Here is a 20,447-nt window from a genome sequence, read left to right on the forward strand (position 1 = left end):
ATAAAAATATTGCGTTCAAATGGAGGATGCACGTGAAAGAACACATCTTTCTCCCCAAGCCGATTTTCCCCAGACATGTATGCTTTCCCGATTTTATTGGAGGGTACAGTGACTTTCCGAAGCATCGTGTGCATCGAGAATATGGCACTACTGAAATTAACTTGGATCAATGTTACAACCTGCACCTTGTACTCAGCGGCAAAGGATTCCTTGACACCGGAACCACACGATATGAGTTAATGCAAGGGCAGGGATTCCTCTATGGCCCCGGTCTCAGACAAACCTACTACTCCGATTCGGATGATCCTTGGAGTATTCGTTGGATTCACTTCTACGGCGTTCGTCTCGAAGAATTGTTAAATGGAAAAGGCGTTGACGAGCCATGGCTGTTTCAATGTTCCAACTTCCCGGTGGTTACCGCGCTCATGGATCGATTAATGGGGCTCGGAAGAGGTTATCAAGTGGAAGACGAGCACAGCATGGCAGCTACGCTGTATGAGCTTCTGACCCGATTGCAATCTGCGGCGAGCCGAATCAATGTTTCGCTTAATCACACTTCAGAGCGAATTCGTGAAGCTGGGAATTATATTCGTTCCCATAGTAACGAGCACATCACGCTTGAACATGTAGCGGGAATTGCCGGATACAGCACAACGTACTTTAGCCGTAAGTTCAGTCAGACGTTTGGCATCTCCTTCCCGGAATTCCTCATGGAATCCAGATTACTCCATGCAAAGCAGCTGCTCGCGACAACCAACCTTTCCATTAAACAAATTACGCTGGAAACAGGATTTTCACAGTCGAGCTATTTCATCCGATGTTTCAGAACCCAGGAAAACGTAACACCCATGCAATTTCGCATGATGCACAATCATTCGTTATAGGCACGGCACATATTTCTTAATCAAGCTGACGCAAAAGAAGACACTGCATACAACATACAGAGTCTTCTTCGCTCATTTTTCATAAGTGCTCATTCGTATCCTCGTCATCGTCGCCCTTACTCACGCCAGAACAGTCCAGCCTCATCCCGTTCCACCTGTTCAAGCATATCCTCAAAATCAGAACAAGGTGTAATAATATCTACCGGGTTCCAGCTGCTTTGTTCATCTCTGGCATACACTTTCCACTGATTTTCTTCCCAGTAGAATCGGGCAATGTGCATCTTATCCCATTGATACCGTTCCTCGGCGGGTCTTTCTTCGGTCAGGATCAGTTCATTGTCATTCATCTCATATGTCAACTTCACCATCGTACGCAGTGGCGCAGGTACCTTCTCATGAATATATCCGTTCATTACGGACTGAATTCTTCGTAACGTAAACAAGTCCAACATGAAGATGCACACCCTTTCAGCAAAATAACACCCTGCTCTACACACCGCATGTAGCCAAACACACAACAATCTGCCTTCATGCAAAGAGGGTCAGCCACATCCCTTGATCATTTTACCAGCTGGATTTAGTTACACCTGGAATCTGTCCTTGATGGGCCAGTTCTCTGAACTTGATTCGAGACACCTTGAACTTGCGTAGATAACCCCGCGGGCGGCCCGTCACTTCGCAACGGTTCTTCAAACGAGTCGGAGATGCATTCCGCGGCAATTTCTGCAATGCCTCGTAATCCCCTTTTTCCTTCAATTCCAGGCGCAGGTCCGCATATTTTGCCACGATCGCCTGACGTTGCTTCTCACGTACCACTTTTGATTTTTTAGCCATGAAATCCAGCTCCTTTATCCCTTGAATTTAGTTTACGTGGTGATACTGCTCTACTCCAAATACAGAACATCATCTTCCGACTTATACAGCTTCCACAGGCCATGGTAGGGGATTATCAAAATGGCCCCAGTCGGCCAGCATTTCTTCATCACTGAGCAAGCACTGGTCCAGCTCATCTTCAATACTGACACGTTCCATGTCGATTCCAATCATGACAAGCTCCGTCTGGCGATCTCCCCACTGGGCATCCCATTTCTCCAGAACATCCGGCTCGTTACGCAAAATTTCTTCTTTGTCTGCTTCCGGCAAAGCCGCGACCCAATGTCCCGCAGGACCAAATTGAATGGATGGTCCTGCCTGACTCAGGCTTGCAGCAACATCTCCTTGGGCGGCAAGCCATACCAAGCCTTTGGCACGTACCACTTCTTCCGGCCAGTAACTCATGAATTCAGCCAGACGGGAAGGGTGGAATGGCTTTCTGCGGCGATAAACGAAGGAAGCAATGCCATATTCCTCCGTTTCCGGTGTATGCGACTCCTTCTCCAGCTCCTGAATCCATCCAGCGGACATGCTCACCTTTTCAAAATCAAAACGGCCTGTATTTAGAATCTCAGACGGATTCACCTGTCCATTCTCAGTGCGAATGATTTTGGCATTAGGCTGTAGCTTGCGGATGATGCCTTCCAGCTTGTTCAGCTCGGTGTCATCGACCAGATCACATTTGTTCAGCAGCAGTACATCACAGGTTTCGATCTGATCAATCAACAAGTCTACGACGTCACGTGTGTCCTCATCTCCGGTCGCCTGATTACGATCCAGAAGACTCTGTCCTGATCCAAAATCATGCCAGAATCGATTGGCATCCACCACAGTTACCAGACAGTCCAGTCTGGCCAGGCTAGTCAGGTCAATGCCCGACTCCTCATCCGCATATGTAAAGGTCTGTGCGACAGGTACAGGTTCACTGATACCAGTGGATTCGATCAAAATATAATCATACTTGCCTTCATTCACCAGCTTCTCAATCTCCTGCATCAGATCATCCCGCAAGGTGCAGCAGATACAACCGTTCGATAACTCCACCAGCTTCTCTTCGGTTCGAGACAAGCTTGCCTCCCCCTTAACCAGCGCAGCATCGATATTCACCTCACTCATGTCGTTGACGATTACGGAAACCTTAAGCCCTTGTCTGTTGTTCAACACGTGATTTAAAACGGTTGTTTTCCCTGAACCGAGGTAACCACTTAGTACGGTTACCGGAATTTGCTTTTGTGTCATAGAAATCTACTCCTTATATGTGCAGTCTGCGTAATCCAGACTTTAATAGTAATTATTACGATTAACAACATTGACTATAATCCTGTTGCACAGTCGTTGTCAAACTATTTTTACGAAATACTCCAGGAAAATGGATATGAGAAACATCTATCGACGTACTTTCAGAGAAGGTAGACCGTCTTCAGTTGAAGTTTTTCTTAAGATAATTGAACTGTTCAGATCCTTTGAAAACTTATAAATTTTAAGATATAAAAAAGACCCATGATCTGTCTCCTGCCGCTTGTATCCTGATGATACGTGCCGGAAAATTCAGTTCATGAGCCTTTACTTTACTATTCAGCTTGCTGCCACAGATCTAGCCTTATTGCCCGCTTCCATCCGTTGCCTGAACACCAGCACCAGAACCATCGCTGCAATAGACAGCAACGTACAGATCATGAACATGGTCGAATATGAACTCACCTGCACAATAAGCCCCATTGCCAGTCCACCCAGAGAGAATCCGAGGTCATACGAGGACATGAAGATGCCCATGAGTACATATCTGGAATCCGCAGGCAGCACAAAAGACAAGTATGTGGTTAATGTCGGGTACAACAATGCCAGAGCAAAACCGCTAAATACAGCAGAAAGATACACCAGTGGCCCGATAATCTCCATGAGACTGAGCAACTGGGTTCCCATTGCTGCACACAGCATCAGCCCTGCCATAAGCCAGGTATTCCAGCTGCCGTCAGACGGAATTTTTTTACGCAAAATAAACCTGCACAGAATGACAACCAACCCTTGAATCGTCAGAAATACGCCTGCACTTGCCATTCCGGTGGATACCATATACAAGGGAAGGAAGGTCGCTGTTGCCCCAAAAACGCAGGACGTAAATAACATCACCACACTGCTGATCAGCAGTGGTGTACTGCGCCAAATGCCGCCGAATGAACGAAACATGTCACCTAAGGTATACGATTTGTTCTGCACGGTACTCCGTGGCAGATCCACATTATATCCAATCAGAAGTGGCAGAGCAGCCAGTCCGATCATTAGCAGCGTAAACGCCAGATCACTGGCATTTTCCCAGATTTGTATGGCGAGGATCGGAATAACGAGAGAAGGAACCATCGTAAACAGGGTGTACATGGACAGCCCTTGTGCCCGGTCTTTGTCCTCCAGCTTTTCCACAATGCCTGCCTGCATAGTCATAGAGAAAAAGGCCGTAGCCACCCCTTGCAAGGCCCGCAGCCACAGATACGTCTCCACACCAAAAACAACAAATAACAGCAGCGTTCCGGCATGTAAAAGCAATAGCCATTGCATCACACGCAGCGGCCCATGCTTGCCAAGCAACTGGGCTGCGAAAGGTCTCAAGAGCATACAGGTGAACATATATGCCCCCATCATCAGACCGATCTCAGCCTGATTCAATCCGGCGGCTTCACTTCGCAAAGGCAGAATAATCGTCAAAGCCGAATTCGCCGCAAAAAACAAAAAGGCCAGCATATAAAACCGGATAAACGAAAAGGATACCGGATTTAATTTTCCATTGGATGTTGCCGTCATCGAAGACTTCAAACGTTCGTCACCACTTTCTCTTCTGGCAGTCAACTCACAGATGTACCTGTCACGGGTCTTCGCCGTTCATAGGCAAAAACGATCATTACCGCTCCTAGGATAGCACACATCCTGTACATAAATGAATAGGAAGAGAAGTCAGCGACGGGTCCCATAATCACACCACCCAGAGAAATACCCAGATCCGCCATCGCGATAAATAAGCCGATCAGAACGTTCCGGTTCAGCTTAGGCAACACAAAAGATAAATAGGTCGTGAGTGTCGGATACAGGATCGCCTGACCGATTCCCATGAATACAGCGCCCACATAGAAAAAGACCACCCCGCCTGTCACGGCAAAACTGACACATTGCGCAGCTACGGCGAGCAGACACATGGTGCCCATCATGAATGGAGAGTGCCAACTGCCATCAGACGGAATCCTTTTCCTAAGCATGATTCGAGCCAGCACCACCGTCCCGGCCTGAAGCATCAGATACACACCCGCATTCCCATTTGGTACTTGACTCGCATACAGCGGAATAAAGGTGGTAATCGCACCAAATACAACCGAAGCGGCGAGCATTAACACACTGCATCGAAACAGAAACGGATTCTTCACCAACTGACCAAAGGATTCCCACATACTGACGTTCTGCTCCGAAAGATTCTCAGCAGGTTGCTCCTTGTTTGGTTCCATTTTGGCGGTATATCCGAAGACACCCGTACAGACGGCAATGCCGATCAGAACCACTGTAAAATAATCCATGCCTCCCGCCTGCCATATCCCTAAAGCGAGCACAGGTCCCACGATTCCCGGAATATAACTGAACAGCGAATAATATGAAATCCCCTGAGAGCGATCTTTTTCCGGAAGGGCATCAATAATGCCTATCTGCAAAGCCATAGAGAAGAACGCTGTGGAAACTCCTTGCAAAATACGAGCAACCAAATAACCGCCGAGTCCCGTAAAGGGATATAAAATCAGCGCAAATCCATTGATAATCAGAATCAGACGCAATATTTTAATCGGCCCATGCTTTTGAATAATCCGACCGGCCCAGGGTCTGAAAAACATCGTTGTGAACATATAAGCACCCATGATCAGTCCAATCGTTGTACCGCTCGCACCCAAGAACTCCCCTTGCAATGGGATGATCACGTTAAGAATGGCATTGGCACTGAAATAAAGAAGAACCAATATGTACAAGCGCAAAAAAGGCCAAGACATCGCTCCACTCACAATGGGTATTCCCCCTAAAATGGTATTAAATGATCCAATAATCTCTTCGCATAGTCGGACTGTACGTCTTTGAGTTGCTTGATTGGAACGATCTCTGCAACCTGTCCCTCTCTGAAAATGATCACCCTGTCACAGATATAGGCTGCCGCCTGTATATCATGCGTGATAAAGACATAGCTTAGCTTGTAGATTTCCTTAAGCTCTTTCAACAATTGCAGCACCTGAATCTGAACAGACACGTCCAGTGAGCTGATCGCTTCATCGAACACAATGCATTTGGGGGCGGTGGAGATGGCCCTGGCTATACACACTCTCTGTGCCTCCCCCCCGGACAGTTCATGCGGATATTTGGATCTATAGGAGGAGTCCAATCCAACTTGGTTCAGCAGCAGATCGACCTTCGCCGAGTTGCCCTGATCCTTCCGCAACTTTTGCTGCGCTTGCATGGGTTCCATAATGGCGGCTTCCACGGTAAGAAATGGATTGATGGAAGACGTATAATTTTGAAAAACGGCGCTGATGTTACCCATCCGTGCACGTCGATCCTGTACGTCTTTACCATCCAGCGAGATCATTCCACGATCCGGCCGTTCAATGCCGAGAATCAGACGGCCCAATGTGGATTTGCCGCTTCCGCTTTCACCGATGATGCCCAGACATTCGCCATGCTGGCATTCAAAGGTAACCTGTTTCAACACTTGTTGTTGGTGCTTGGAGAACAGTCCGCCCTGGTTATATGATTTTTCGATACCTTCCACCTTTAGCATCTATGAGTCCCCCTGCATCAACGCCTTAAAATGATTGCTCAGCTCAAGCCGGGTAGAGACCAGATACTGCGTATAGGCATGCTTAGGCTGTGTCAAAACAGAATGCATGCTGCCACGCTCGACGATCTTGCCGTCTTTCATGACCATCACGTCATCTGCAATCTTCTGCACGACGCCGAGATCATGGGAGATGAACATCATGGAACAGCCCACGCGTTCGCGTAATTGAATCAATTGCTCCACCACTTCATATTGGGAGATCGTATCCAGCGCCGTTGTCGGTTCATCCGCAATAATCAGATCGGGCTCAAGCACCAATGCCAGTGCAATCATGATTCGTTGCAGCATCCCGCCGGACAGCTGATGTGGGTATTGATTCAGAATCTCGCGCGGATGTCTGAGCATGACGCTTTCCATGGCATGGATGATTTTCCGCTCAATCTCGCGGGTGTTCCAGCCAAAATGCTGCTGAAGTGTCTCCCGGATATGCACACCAATGACACAGGAGGGATCAAATGCACTCATGCCATTCTGCAAAATCATACACAGATGCTTGCCCCGCTTATCCCGCATCTCCGGTTCCGAAAGTTGGTTCAGATCTTCGCCCTGGAATAACATCTTGCCCGATTGGCGAATCCACGGCTTGTTCAGTCGCATGATGGCCCTACACGTGACAGACTTCCCGCTTCCACTTTCCCCCACGATGGCCATACAGCTTCCCTGTTTAACTTCGAATGAACTGTTATGAATGATCACTTTGTCTGTGTTGATGTCCCATACTTTCAGATGCTCAACCTCGACTATATTCATAAGCGGCCTTTCTCACCTCACTCTCGTAAGACTTGTCAGACTTACCTTGAGAGGTCATCAATTTGGGGTCCAGAGCCACTTGAAGGGCATCCGATAGAAAATTAAATGCAGACACGACCACTACAATGGCCAGTCCCGGTGCCAACATCAATTCAGGTCTGGAGAACATGACTTCCCTCGCCTCATTGAGCATCATCCCCCACTCCGCATGCGGAGCTTGAATGCCAAGCCCCAGAAAGGAAAGGCCGGAGATCTGCAACATCATTGAACACATGGAACCACTGGCAATGACGGCAATATCGGCAAAGGTAACCGGAACAATATGTTTGGTTATAATTCTTAGATTAGGTGTGCCGGAGGCTTTGGCGAATTTCACATAATCCATATCGGAGAATTGCATCACAGATGTGCGAATAACGCGGGCAAACCAGGCCCATTTCATGCACACAAAAGCAATCAAAATGTTCTCCAGTCCTGCACCCAAAATGCCAACCACCGCCAGTGTCATCACGTATCCGGGAAAAGACAGCATAATATCACAAACTCGCATGATCCATGCATCCACTTTTCCCTTGAAGTAACCCGCGACGAATCCAACAATGGCCCCGATCAGAACAGACAGACTAAGTGCAACCAGAACCCATAACACACTTGGGCGGATGCCATAGATAAGCCGGGATAATACACATCTGCCCAGATGATCATTGCCTAGTAGATACTCCCAGGACGAGGAGGCATAACGAAGCTTCATGTTCACTTCCCCAGGGTCATGCGGCGCAATAAGAGGGGCGAGAATTCCCACCATAAGCGTTGCAATAATCACCACCAAAGAGGTCATGGCCAGCCTGTCTTTACTCAGATTTATCAGTATACGCATCAGAATTCCTTTCTCAATCGGGGATTCATCGCCGCATTCAAGATGTCGGATAACGTGTTAAACAAGACAAAGGTGACAGCCAACATCAGAACATACGCCTGAATAATCGGAAAATCCCTGCTTAAAATGGATTTCACGCTGAGCCTGCCGAGTCCCGGCCAGGCAAATACATTTTCGATGACCACCGTACTGCCCAGCACGATCGGGATCGCCATACAAAAGATGGACACGGCCACCTGTAATGAATTTCTCAGAATATGCAGGGTGACTTTCTTCTCGCTCAGACCACTTGCCCGTGCATATAACACATAGTCCTCATTCATATTGCTCAACATGGAACTTCGAACCGTTCGGAAGTAAATGCCCGTATAACTCACTGTGATTACGATCACCGGTAGAATGTAGCTTCGATACAAGTCCATGCCACTGGTAGGTAACAGGTCCAGCTTGACGGAAAAATACCAGATCATCATGGCTGCAAGCCAGTAGGATGGCATGGCGGTAAGGAAAAATGATACACCTCTGACCGATCGATCCAGCAGCTTGCCTTCTCTCATCGCACAGATCACACCTAGCAGAATGGACAGCGCAATAATGAATACCGATGAGACGAGCGTTAACTTCAATGTGTTCATAAAAGCCGGCCCCATCAATGACCACACGGGTTCACCAGATACATAAGAGTTGCCAAAGTCCAACTGCACAACAGCCATGATCCAGTTCACATACTGGATCATGAATGGCTGATCGAACCCCAATGCCTGGTTGGTCTGGGCAATTAATTCCTCCGTAATCTGCGGAACTTCCTGTGCCTGTAACACAACAACCGCCGGGTCCAAGGGAGATAGATTAATCAGAACAAACGTTATAAATGAAATGATAATCAGTAAAGGGATGGTTAACAGAATCCTTTTGACGATATAACTTCCCATATCCATCTCCGCTCTATTTAAAATTCATTTGTTCAAATGGTAGTTCATATTGGGTCTGCTTGAATGAGATTCCATCAAGATTCTCGGGAGCGACAACGGTGACACGCCCGTTGGTAATCGGAATGAACACCGCTTCATCATGGACGATCTTCATAATATCGGCATACAGGGATTGGCGGGAAGCCTCATCCGTGGAGATCATGACCGCATCGATTTTCCGGTACAATTCATCTGCTTCAGCAATTCCGCTTGTCGTATGTTTGTATGCCGAATCTGACGTAAATGCAGCGATGGTACTCTGAGGATCATAGGCCAGTCCCCAGGTTTGATTAAAGAGCAGATCATATTCCCCGGTTGCTCTCCGATTCGCAATGGAAGTGGACTCTTCGCCCAAGATTTCAAGCTGAATTCCCAATTCTTTCATCGAATACTGGATCAATTCGGCCTGTATTTTCTGTGAAGACGAATTGCTGTCATAGTATAATTTCATGGCTAAAGGCTGACCGTTCTTCGTTCTCACTCCTTTACCATCTGCCAATGTCCAGCCAGCTTGGTCCAGAAGCTTTTTAGCCAATTCCGGATCATACTCCCGTTTCTTAAGGTCTACCTTGGCGTAATTGACATTGGCCGAAAATAGCGTATCCGCTACAGTCTGCGTTCCGTTGAAAATATCTTTACTGATCGTTTCGCGATCAATGGCATACCAAAGTGCTTCCCGCACTGCCATTTCCTGAACCGGACTATTCTGGCGACTGCTGTTGGCTACGATCATATTGGTGTTCATCGCTTCACTTCGAACCACTTGATAATCACCAGATTCAGCTAATTGGTCCATGGCCTCGACATCGATACTATCTGCTCCCCGGTCATCGGTGAACACAAAGTTAATCTCTCCTTTTTGCAATGCCAGAAATGTTGTTTCTCCTGCCGGAAGAACCTTGGATGTGATCTTCTTGATTGCAGGTACACCACCCCAATAGTCTTCATTGGCTTCAAACGTGGCGTTCTCTTCGACTTTATGAGCAGTAAGCTTGTAAGGTCCTGTACCATGGAAACCACTTACCCCGTCTTTGGTCCCGTCATCTTTGAAATCCTTGGGTGATATGAAGACGTAAGGTCTTGTCATGGACAATTCCACCAGTGCCGGATAATAGGCTTCCGACAGCGTCAGCTCCACCGTATGCTCATCGATAACTTTTACACTCGTGATTTTGGTAGACAGCTTGATCCAGGCATGTTTTTCAGCGTTGGCCTGTACTGCATCGATATTTTGTTTAACCGCCTCTGCGTTGAATGGCTCTCCATCATGGAATTTCACATCTTGTCGCAGAAGAAAGGTATAGATCTTGCCATCCTCGGAGATATCCCATGATTCTGCCAGCAATGGCTTGATTCCGTCAGGCGTGTTTTCCACCAGTGACTCGTATACCATCCCTTGTGCAGGCATGGAACCTGTGTATAGATGGGGATTCATATCATTAATATCTTTGGCAGAAGCATAGATAAGTTCCGTTTGTACCTGGCTATGGACAGGCTCCGTTTGGGCGCTCTCTTTCTCTTTTGTGCTCTGAGCGCATCCTGCCAGCACCGTAATGGCAGATACCAGCAATAATATAGATGTAAAAGTAAGACCCTTTTTCACAACATTTCCTCCTGATGATTAAGTTACAAGCAGACCTTGTAGGTTACATCGGGCAACTCCGATTGCAGTACCATCTTCCGATCGCTGTTATCCCCAGATTTTTTTGATCTCTTTTCCAAAGAGAAAATCCGGGGATAAAGGCGACCGCTTCGCTTCTTCAGATTGGTTCTGCACTCTCCGTTATGATGTAAACATCAGGTTCAACTTGATTAATTTGAGATGTAACTAGACCCTATTAGTTGGAAGTCCGGTGCAGATCATGCGTATATCCTCTTCAAAGGATTGGATCACAAAGGCATCGGATAAACGTTGATCTGTTTTCGTACGGGCAACTTCCTGAATCTTCGCCTCGTATGTGGCGATAAAATGATCCATGGTTGGACAGCTCACATCCAGGTGTCTGGCAATGCCCTGAATGATTTTGATGCGGTAGTAATCTTCCTTGGGCATCCGCGGGATGTCCAGTTCTCCTTCGCGGTTCATGAATATTTTTCGAAATGGCACTGCTGAAAAGTCGAAATATTTCCCCTCCGAATCGGGTTCCGAGAATGGATCAATCAACAGCGAGGTGTACCGTATGTATAATAAATACTCTTGATGAATGACCTGCAGCTGATTGAAAATCTCGATATCCTGGCGTGATATACTCTCTAATCGAACCGGATAGTTGTCATCCGTCATGAATTGAAGCAAGTTTACTCCCTGGATGTGGAGTCTATCCGTAATATTCATAATCTCCTGCCACTGTGCCCGCATTTGCCGTATCAACACTTGTGTTATAGGACCTTCGGGATACATCTTGTATACATATTTCTGAATATCCGATGCTTCAAAGATAGCCTTTAATGAGAAGTCGTTCATGAACAAGGGCGGATGTACATACAACGATATATTTCTCGTTTCCGCCTCCAGTGGGGAAGTCATGACTTCCAACGCAACACCCAAACGCTCATAAGCTTGGCATAGCTTGTTAACCTGTTCAGACGGGTATTGATTGGAACCGATATAAACCTTTTTCTTGACCCCCGTTGTCATGACATGATTAGACGGATGTTCGTGCATCCAACGGGTATCTCCGAGGTAGGTCGAGAAACTGATCACTTCAGGCACTGTATTACGCTCTCTCATATAATGGGTCACCAATCGATTCGACCCAAACGTCGGAGAGACCAAAACGATACATTTCAGTTGTTTGATGAATTGTTCACTCATTTGTTCCAATACATCAATATAAGCATCCGTAGTTACAGCCAAAATGAGTGTGTCCCACTCACCCTGAATGGTGTCATATCCCTTGAACACATGATCAACGAAACATTCACCTGCAAGCGGTTGATGTTTTTCATTTTGAATGCTGACCTCAACACGCCCATTGCTCTGTTCAAGGGCTGCGAATACGGACGCTGAACGAACCGATGGTCTCCCCGCAATACCAATGCAGCAGTTGAGATAATCTTTGAATGTTACCGCAAGCTGAATGGATGCAGGGCCGGTTCCAAATATCAGAATTCGCTGAAGATTGCTCATAATAACCTCCTATATTCAAAGTTCAACCTGGAATCCTTTTGGACGTACTTGAGACGCACTTGCATCCTATGCTTTCTGGTACAACGCAATATCGAACACATCATCCGGGCGCAGGATCTGGTCTACCAGCTTCCACTTGGTACTGTCCGTCGCTCTCATCGGATAATTAAATAAGGACTTTAACTGGTCACCATATCTCATGGCTACAACCACCTGTGCATTTGTCAGGGCATGCAGTTGATCAAGCAGATCATATTTAGGGGCCACGGTAGAGCTGAAAATGATATGTGTTGCTGCCTTGGTATACTCCAGATTTTCCAGCAAGGTTGACTCCAGATGAATCTTCAAACCTGCGCCCAGCGTCTTCACCACCTTCTGCCCGAGTGTAATGGATTCTTCATCAATATCGATCCCGACAACCTGTGCACCTGTTCGCTTGGCGATGAGTAATGGTGTCATGGGGAAGGAACCGGAGCCTACCAGCAATACTTTGGAATCGGAGGTAACCTGGAAGCTGCCGAATTCTTTATCGATACACTCTTCGATGTTTCTGAAATAATCGGCAATCTGTACATCCCCCTTCTCTAACTTCAATGCACGATATTTCTCCATGATCGCCACACACTGGGCGGATTTATTTCTTAACTGCCATATAAGCGAATCCAGTTCTTCCAACTCCGAATGCCCCAACTGTTCCCAAGCTGCCTTATTCTCCGAATCGGTCACAAAGAGGGAGTAGTCATTGATCACAGCCTCCAGCTCTGCACTATGCTGAATCGTATGATCGTACTTGCTCGCGAGCTTATCGAATTTTTCTGCAAACTCACTCAAACATGTCTGAAAATGGACCAATGTGATCATTTCTTTTCCCCCTATATGTTGTCTCGATCATCTATCATGTACCTATGCGTTTACAACGCTCCATTCTGCTGGAGCATCTATGAAGGCTTTGCCTTGTGCGACAATGCCAACCGATCCCTCAATCGTAATACTCTCAAGTTCCGCGCCATTCCACTGGACCATCACTTTGATCGCACCACCAGGCTGCTTGATGTACTGCGTAATCTGCCTCTGCTGGCTCCATGCGAGATAGGCACCCACGGAGGCCGTACCCGAACCACACCCTCTCTCCCAGATCAGACTATCCAGCTCTGGAACATAGATGAGAGGAGCCATTTCTTGCGAGTGCGATTGATATAACAAGATACCGATCAGCTTATCTCCCAGGGTTACTCCCAGTAACCTTGCAAGGGTCTGTGCCCTCTTCTTCATTGGATCGTCGAAGTCCTCCACTTCAATCACGATATGGATGAACTCGGCGTACCGGATGATTACCATATCCAGCTCGATGCCTTCGTACCTGATGGTTCGCTGTTCAATCTGCTTTGGAACCGGCATGGTTACCTGGCAGTCATATTCATTCTGCTGCTTCTTCACATGGCACATGATCAATTGATCGATTCCGGAAACTTCCAGCACGATGTCCATAGATTCCTCTTGTGCCAGCCCTGCTTCAGATGCGTGGTGTGCTGCAAGTGCCATGCAGGCATTGCCACAGAACTCGCCGCCGGACATTTCCAGACGGGCCACAGCTTCCGGTCTCCTTGTTGGTTCAATGAATCCCACTTGCTCGGCGTAAACGTTATCATACGACATTAGACGGGTAGCAATATGACTATATTGCTCGGCTGCATGATCCGTTTTAACCAGAATCGTCATGTTTTGAGTGGGACTGAACTTGATAAAATCGATCTCCTGTTTCATCGCAGCGACTACTCCTGTTCTTCTTTTTTTAATAGTAATTATTACGATTAAAAGGTCGAGAAAAATATAGCACATCCTTTTGGGAAGCGTCAACAAATATTTCCATTTTAAAAAGACTGCACCTCATTCGTTCCTTCATTTCCCCTCCTGCAAAAAAACCAAACAGAGCTGACGCTTCTGCGCCACCCCTGCATAAATACACCGTCTGATAAGATTAAAAGCATTGATGTTCCACCTCGCTCTTGCTATAAAAAGAAATACAAAAAACGGTTGCCGCAGAACGGAACCGTTTTGATCTGGATAGGATACAAAATTCATTGTCCCTATCACTCTTGATGTGCTTGCACATTGTGCAGTGCTTGCTCAGCTAATGCAGCCAGAAGATGTGCTCCCAGCGGCAATGCCCGTTCATCCACATCAAAGCCAGGGTGATGCCACTCATGCGGGCCAGAGGTGCCCAGAAAGAGGAACAGGCCCGGAACTTCTTTTTGATAATAAGAGAAGTCCTCCCCTGCTGGAGAAGGCAGCGGTCTAACGCGATTTAATCCAATCTCACTTGCAATTTGTTCCGCTGCAAACGCGAGAGCTTCATCGTTGACCACGGCAGGTGGTCCCTGAATCCAGCGAACCGTAGCCCGTGTGCCATAAGCTGCCGCCACACCGGCCACCACCTGATTGAAACGCTCGCGAATCCGTGCACGCACTTTCTCATCAAAGGTGCGCACTGTGCCATCGAGTATCGCTTCATCCGGAATGACGTTCCAGGCTGTACCGCTGTGGAGCTTGGTAACGCTGATGACGGCGCTCTCCTGTGCACCCACATTACGACTCACAATCGCCTGAAGAGCCGTAACGATATGTGCGGCAACCACAATCGGATCAATGCCTGCTTCAGGCACAGCCGCATGGGTGCCTACACCCTCCACTTTGACAACAAAACCGTCTGCTGCCGCCATCAATGCGCCTTCCCGAATGCCTACCGTACCCACCTGAAGATCAGGTTTGTTATGCAAACCAAATACCGCCCGAACCTCGGATAATGCACCGCTCTGGATCACTTGCCGTGCACCCGTTGCTTTTTCCTCCGATGGCTGGAACAACAAGCGTACTTTCCCCGGGAGCGTGGACTCGCGCTGTTTCAGTAATCGTGCAGCACCAATCAGAATAGCCGTATGTGCGTCATGTCCGCAGGCGTGCATCTTTCCAGCCACCTGCGAGGCAAATTCCAGCTTCGTCTCTTCCTGAATGGGCAGCGCATCAATATCTGCTCTTAGGGCAACAACTGGGCCATCCCCTTGGCCTACTTCAGCGACAAGCCCTGTCCGCAGCACATATTCGTCTGCAATACGGACGCCTTCCTCTTCCAGCCAACTGCGAATGGCTGCCGTCGTCTCCTTTTCCTCGCCGGACAATTCCGGGTTGCGATGCAGGTGTCGCCGAATGGTGATTAAACGTTCCGCGAATGCTTCCTCCCGTTCACCGTGAAGCTTATGCTCAGGGCCCTGTACTTGCCCTTCCGTCTGTTGCTCGGGCTGTTCCAGATCACTTTTCATCACACGGCCTCCCATTCGTATATATTCTCTGTCCTACTTCTATCCGATTGCGGCTTCCTGTGTCTTGGATTCCAGTGCAAATTCGCTTAGTCCCTGCTCTTCCAGAATTTCACGCAACAATTCAAATGAACGAATTCGCTTGGCAAAGTCCCTTGTAGCTGTAGTCACAATGAACTCTTCCACCGCAAAATCCTGCTGAAACTTCAGCAGTGCCTGACCAACGGTTTCCTTCGTACCCCGGGTCACACTTGGCTCCAGAATCTCGATCCGATAACTCTCGTTTGATTGACGTCCGAATTCTTCCGCCTGTTCCACAGAACCCACCGTCAGCACCTTTCCACTCTCCAGATGGATCTTCACCAGCATATGCTCGCTCGCAAGTCCTTCCGCTTCTTCCTCACTCTCCGCCACAATTAGGGATAAAGCCAGTGCAGCGTAAGGCACCCTTCCCTGAGAACGATCGAATTGCTCGCGATATACACGGATGGCCTCAAGCGCTACCTCAATATTACTGTTAATGAACAGTGAAAAGACATATGGGAGTCCCAGTTCCGCAGCCATGCCCGCACTATCAACACTGGCTCCAAGTACGTACAGTTCCGCTGGAATGTCGGACACAGGCGAAGCGCTGAGACCTGCAAGTGGATGGGATGGATCTTCAAGCGGCTCATTGTGGATGTATCGTTTCACCTGAACAATTTTCTCTTGTAGAGATGCGGCTTCCTGAATCCCTTCCTGTAACGCCTGTGTTGAACGCGGTAATCCACCTGGTGCACGACCAATGCCCAGGTCAACTCTTCCCGGTCCGAGCGCTGCGAGGATATTGAAATTTTCGGCGACTTTGTATGGACTGTAATGCTGGAGCATCACTCCGCCAGACCCTAGCCGAATCCGCTTCGTATGCGCAAGCAAGTGGGAGATGAGTACCTCCGGGGAGGAACCTGCAACATGCCCTGAATCATGGTGCTCCGATACCCAGAACCGATGGAATCCAAGCTGCTCTGCCCGCTGTGCCAGCTCAATCGTATGCCGAAAAGCATCCACCGCCGTTTCCCCTTCATAGATGGGAGTCTGATCCAAAATGCCCACACGAATACTCATATCCTTCTCCTCCTTGATTGTGCTGAACCGCTGATATTGAATCACTATTAAGTTGAACTAGAGATGTTACACGTTATCACTCCGATTGCAGTACCAGCTTCCGATCGCTCTTATCCCCAGATTTTCTGTACTCCCTTGGTGCAAGGGAAAAATCCGTTGATAAATGCGCACGCTTCGCTTCTTCAGATTGGTTCTGCACTCTCCGTTTTGGTGTAAGAGTCGGATTCAACATAGACGCTCTATAACTGTCGCAGCAGTTCCCCGAAGGGCTCTGCCAATGGCGAATATTCTTCCTTTAACGTGACAACGCTGATCTGCAATGATACACCTGCCACCTCATGTACCTGAATGGGGAACAACTCCTGATTCTGCACTTCCTTCTTCACCGTAAGTCCCGGGAGAAAAGCAATGCCTGCCCCCTGCATAACCAGTTTCTTCGCTGTCTCCGAATTATCGACATGGTATGTAATATTCGGCGGATGTTCCAGCGAGTCGAAAGCCCGGTGAATGCGAAGCCAGTCCAGTGAACCACATTCGAAAAAGACCAGTTGCTCATGCCGGATCGCTTCCATGCTGACATGCCCGCTCTCTATGAATGGATGTCCTTTGTAGACATAGAGCTGAATTGGATCTTCATAAAAAGCAACCGTACGGATCGCAGGATGCATCACCTTGCGTACAAAAGCAAGATCGATCTCCTGACCAAGCAATTTGGCAATCAGCTGATCCGTCGTTGCCGTCGTCAGTTTGATATTAATTTCGGGGTAAGCTTCCTTGATCTTGGGTAGAAAATCGGGAATGACATAATTCGAGACCGATACTGTACTCCCCAGTCGAAGTGCATCCGGTGTTGTCTTGCGTTGTTGAATCTTCTGCTTGCCCTTCTGAATGACTTGCAGCACTTGCTGCGCATACGGCAGGAATTTCCGACCTTCTTCTGTCAGGACAATTTGCTTGCCAAGCCGATCAAACAACTTGCAGCCCAGCTCCCTTTCCAGTGACTGAATGCGAGCTGTGACCGAAGGTTGGGACAAGAAGAGTACTTCGGCAGCCTTATTGAAGCTTCCATAATGATTGATATATACAAATGCTTCAATATTCTCGATATTCATGAGTGCCTCCGTATCCACGTCCGCAGACGTTTGATCTTATATTGATTTATCCAATACACTTACTTGGTTTTATGATATCGTAATCCCATCCTTTTCCAGTGTCAATCTCAATTCATCCAGCGAGCGATCCAGACGTGTAGTAATATCTGCCGAGAGTACGAATTGTCCATCATCCAGTCGTTCAATTCCCTGATCCACAGCATACACACCACCCAGGATATGTCTTCCACCAAGGGCTGCCAGTACAGGCTTCAATGCATAATCAATGGCGAGCAGATGAGCAATAGAGCCACCGATAACGAGTGGAAGTGTCAACTTGCCCCGTAGACCTTCTTGCGGAATCAGATCCAGGAACAATTTAAGTACTCCCGAGTACGATGCCTTGTATACCGGTGTAGCTACAATGACTGCATCCGCGGCTTCAACGACAGCCAGTGCATCCCGAATGAATGAGCTGTCGAACCGGGCTTGCACCAGATCCTCAGCGGGTAGATCCGCAACATGAATGACTTCAACGGTGATGCCTGCCTCCGTTAATTTTTGGCTGCTGTAATCCGTCAGACCTGTCAAACGCGAACGTTTGGAAGGTGATCCGGCAATAATGACAACATGTGACATAACGTATTCCTCCTTCGAATAGCGGTCAGGCCGCTCCTTTTACTTTGGGGTCCAACCGATCGCGAATATCGTCTCCAATCAGATTAACCGCTAGTACAAACAATGTGATCGCAAGCCCCGGGAACGTACAGATCCACCAGGCAACCGTCAGATAACCTCTCCCTTGGGAGAGCAATGCACCCCAATCCGGAATTTCTTTCAACACCCCAAGCCCAAGAAAACTCAGTCCTGAACCCGTCAGGATCGATGTTCCTACGCCCAGCGTGGCCATGACCAGCAACGGTGACAACGAATGCGGCAGTACATGTTTCCAGAAAATACGGGCATTGGAACCGCCCAGTGAACGTGTCGCTGTAATGAAAGGCAGTCCTTTAACCGATATGACCTGCCCACGCATGACCCGTGCGTACCCCGGAATGGAGGAAACGGCAACAGCCAGTGCAATATTCATCAGTCCTGGGCCGAGGGCAGCTGCAACAGACAATGCAAGAAGCACGCCGGGTACCGCCATCAGAATATCAACAGTCCGCATGGTGATCGTGTCGACAATGCCTCCGGCATAGCCGGAGATAATACCAAGCGCACTACCGACAATACCACCCACAAGAACCGAAGCGAATCCAATGAGCAACGAATCCCTGCTTCCATGCACAACCACACTGAAGATATCCCTGCCAAAATAGTCCGTCCCGAACAGGTGCGCAGCAGAGGGAGCCTGCAGAATGGCATCCGTCATCATCTGCGTTGGATCATAGGGCGCAATCCAGCCTGGCACAATCGCACATGCCACGGTAAAGACCACCACCAGCAATGCTGCATAAAAGAATAATCGGGATACCGCGAATGAGACGCGATAACGCCAAGGGCGGCGATTCCATAGACGGATACGTCCTGCACCGCCTGCCCATGCTTTTTTGTCACTAACCAAAGGTTTCATGCTCATGAGCAACAACGCCTCCTTCCATACTCCTTGTCAGGACACTGCTGACTATTCCATCCAATATCATGTTCGGACTGCACGCCGAACCCGGGGATCAATGTACGAATACGAGATATCCACCAGCAGGTTCAGGACCACATAGATAATGGATGTAAAGAAAACAACGCCTTGTACCACGGGCAAATCCTTGGCCATTAGTGCATCTGCAATAACTCGGCCGATTCCTTGTCTGGAGAAGACGGTCTCCACCACAACGGTTCCAGCAAGTAGATCACCGATCAGCATGCCGATTACTGTTACAGCAGGGATCAGTGCATTACGAAGTGCATGACCATACATGATGGCACGTTCCGAAAGGCCTTTGGCCCGTAAGGCCACGATAAACGGTTCGTTGATGACTTCCAGCATACTGTTCCGTACCATCCGTACAATAAATCCTGCACCCACGAGACCCAGTGTAGCCGCGGGAAGAACCAGTGAACTGAAACCGTCGGAACCCATGGCCGGGAACCATCCAAGCTGTACCGAGAATAACAGGATGAGCAGGATTCCCGTCCAAAAGGTTGGCATGGAGATGCCGAACAGCCCAACGAGCCGGGCGACAAAATCAATTACGCCATTGCGATGAATGGCAGACAATACACCGAGTGTAATTCCGATTGTAATTGCAATGATTGAGCTGAGTGCAGTCAAAGCCAGTGTGGCTGGAAAATGTTCCAGTATCTTCGGCAAGACCGGATCCGAATTGATCATGGATTTGCCAAAATCCCCACGCAGCATATCACCGAAATAGTTCGCAAACTGGATGTAAAACGGCTGATCCAATCCAAGCTGCACCCGCAGATTCTCGATCATCTCCGGTGTAGCCGAGGATGGGTCCAGCATGAGCAGAACCGGATCACCCGGCAGAAGATACATGATGCAGTATACCAGCACCGAAGCTCCGAAAATAACCAGAAGCGATGTTGCAAGTCTCGACAGTATCGTTTGAACCATACCGGGATATCTCCTTCCTG

Annotated in this window: 20 protein-coding genes; 1 reads left to right on the plus strand and 19 read right to left on the minus strand. The window is 48.2% G+C overall.

The genetic code is table 11. The features are described from left to right. Nucleotides 1-26 precede the first annotated feature (26 nt). Complete coding sequence (locus tag MKY85_RS24155; protein ID WP_339257134.1) at nt 27-884, plus strand: AraC family transcriptional regulator; 858 nt, start codon at nt 27-29, stop codon at nt 882-884. A gap of 116 nt (nt 885-1,000) precedes the next feature. On the opposite strand, the gene MKY85_RS24160 is transcribed toward MKY85_RS24155, so the two are convergent. The 19 genes from MKY85_RS24160 to MKY85_RS24250 all read right to left on the minus strand — a co-directional run bounded on the left by MKY85_RS24160 (nt 1,001) and on the right by MKY85_RS24250 (nt 20,427). Continuing rightward, nucleotides 1,001-1,336: a DUF3024 domain-containing protein gene (locus MKY85_RS24160; protein ID WP_339237327.1), complete on the minus strand. Its 336-nt coding sequence runs from the start codon at nt 1,334-1,336 to the stop codon at nt 1,001-1,003. A gap of 112 nt (nt 1,337-1,448) precedes the next feature. Continuing rightward, nucleotides 1,449-1,718, minus strand: a complete 270-nt coding sequence (gene rpsN, locus MKY85_RS24165; RefSeq protein WP_124117611.1) for a 30S ribosomal protein S14 — start codon at nt 1,716-1,718, stop codon at nt 1,449-1,451. A gap of 81 nt (nt 1,719-1,799) precedes the next feature. Beyond that, nucleotides 1,800-2,996 carry a GTP-binding protein gene (locus MKY85_RS24170; RefSeq protein WP_342570947.1) on the minus strand — a complete coding sequence of 399 codons (1,197 nt, stop codon included), beginning with the start codon at nt 2,994-2,996 and terminating at the stop codon, nt 1,800-1,802. A gap of 336 nt (nt 2,997-3,332) precedes the next feature. Then, the gene (locus MKY85_RS24175) at nt 3,333-4,598 is read right to left on the minus strand and encodes an MFS transporter (RefSeq protein ID WP_342570948.1); all 1,266 of its coding nucleotides are present in this window, start codon (nt 4,596-4,598) and stop codon (nt 3,333-3,335) included. Next, nucleotides 4,595-5,788 (minus strand): MFS transporter, encoded by a 1,194-nt coding sequence (locus tag MKY85_RS24180; protein ID WP_342570949.1) that lies wholly within the window; start codon nt 5,786-5,788, stop codon nt 4,595-4,597. Before MKY85_RS24180 ends, MKY85_RS24175 begins: the two co-directional genes overlap by 4 nt. A 14-nt stretch (nt 5,789-5,802) precedes the next feature. Next, nucleotides 5,803-6,555 carry an ABC transporter ATP-binding protein gene (locus tag MKY85_RS24185; protein WP_342570950.1) on the minus strand — a complete coding sequence of 251 codons (753 nt, stop codon included), beginning with the start codon at nt 6,553-6,555 and terminating at the stop codon, nt 5,803-5,805. After that, the gene (locus MKY85_RS24190; protein WP_342570951.1) at nt 6,556-7,365 is read right to left on the minus strand and encodes an ABC transporter ATP-binding protein; all 810 of its coding nucleotides are present in this window, start codon (nt 7,363-7,365) and stop codon (nt 6,556-6,558) included. Next, on the minus strand, nt 7,346-8,242 hold the full coding sequence (gene opp1C, locus MKY85_RS24195) for a nickel/cobalt ABC transporter permease (RefSeq protein ID WP_342570952.1): 897 nt from the start codon (nt 8,240-8,242) through the stop codon (nt 7,346-7,348). The genes MKY85_RS24190 and opp1C overlap by 20 nt, the downstream gene beginning before the upstream one ends. Further along, nucleotides 8,242-9,174: a nickel/cobalt ABC transporter permease gene (gene opp1B, locus MKY85_RS24200; RefSeq protein ID WP_342570953.1), complete on the minus strand. Its 933-nt coding sequence runs from the start codon at nt 9,172-9,174 to the stop codon at nt 8,242-8,244. The genes opp1C and opp1B overlap by 1 nt, the downstream gene beginning before the upstream one ends. Nucleotides 9,175-9,187: 13 nt before the next feature. Then, complete coding sequence (gene nikA, locus MKY85_RS24205) at nt 9,188-10,816, minus strand: nickel ABC transporter substrate-binding protein (protein WP_342570954.1); 1,629 nt, start codon at nt 10,814-10,816, stop codon at nt 9,188-9,190. Nucleotides 10,817-11,041: 225 nt separating this feature from the next. Then, on the minus strand, nt 11,042-12,343 hold the full coding sequence (locus tag MKY85_RS24210; RefSeq protein WP_342570955.1) for an opine metallophore biosynthesis dehydrogenase: 1,302 nt from the start codon (nt 12,341-12,343) through the stop codon (nt 11,042-11,044). Between the two features lie 66 nt (nt 12,344-12,409). Then, nucleotides 12,410-13,204 (minus strand): SAM-dependent methyltransferase, encoded by a 795-nt coding sequence (locus tag MKY85_RS24215; protein ID WP_342570956.1) that lies wholly within the window; start codon nt 13,202-13,204, stop codon nt 12,410-12,412. Between the two features lie 42 nt (nt 13,205-13,246). Next, nucleotides 13,247-14,107 (minus strand): diaminopimelate epimerase, encoded by an 861-nt coding sequence (locus tag MKY85_RS24220; protein WP_342570957.1) that lies wholly within the window; start codon nt 14,105-14,107, stop codon nt 13,247-13,249. 326 nt (nt 14,108-14,433) lie between these two features. Beyond that, complete coding sequence (locus MKY85_RS24225) at nt 14,434-15,660, minus strand: amidohydrolase (protein ID WP_342570958.1); 1,227 nt, start codon at nt 15,658-15,660, stop codon at nt 14,434-14,436. Nucleotides 15,661-15,699: 39 nt separating this feature from the next. Beyond that, nucleotides 15,700-16,761 (minus strand): LLM class flavin-dependent oxidoreductase, encoded by a 1,062-nt coding sequence (locus MKY85_RS24230; protein WP_342570959.1) that lies wholly within the window; start codon nt 16,759-16,761, stop codon nt 15,700-15,702. 239 nt (nt 16,762-17,000) lie between these two features. Further along, complete coding sequence (locus MKY85_RS24235; RefSeq protein ID WP_278298421.1) at nt 17,001-17,873, minus strand: LysR family transcriptional regulator; 873 nt, start codon at nt 17,871-17,873, stop codon at nt 17,001-17,003. Nucleotides 17,874-17,942: 69 nt separating this feature from the next. Beyond that, nucleotides 17,943-18,491 carry an NADPH-dependent FMN reductase gene (gene ssuE, locus MKY85_RS24240; RefSeq protein WP_339257160.1) on the minus strand — a complete coding sequence of 183 codons (549 nt, stop codon included), beginning with the start codon at nt 18,489-18,491 and terminating at the stop codon, nt 17,943-17,945. A gap of 25 nt (nt 18,492-18,516) precedes the next feature. Then, on the minus strand, nt 18,517-19,434 hold the full coding sequence (locus MKY85_RS24245) for an ABC transporter permease (RefSeq protein WP_342570960.1): 918 nt from the start codon (nt 19,432-19,434) through the stop codon (nt 18,517-18,519). 60 nt (nt 19,435-19,494) lie between these two features. Next, entirely contained in the window at nt 19,495-20,427 is a 933-nt protein-coding gene (locus MKY85_RS24250) for an ABC transporter permease (protein ID WP_342570961.1), read from the minus strand. Nucleotides 20,428-20,447: the final 20 nt, after the last annotated feature.

It is taken from the genome of Paenibacillus sp. FSL R5-0749 (genome assembly GCF_038595085.1).
Taxonomy (GTDB): Bacteria; Bacillota; Bacilli; order Paenibacillales; family Paenibacillaceae; genus Paenibacillus.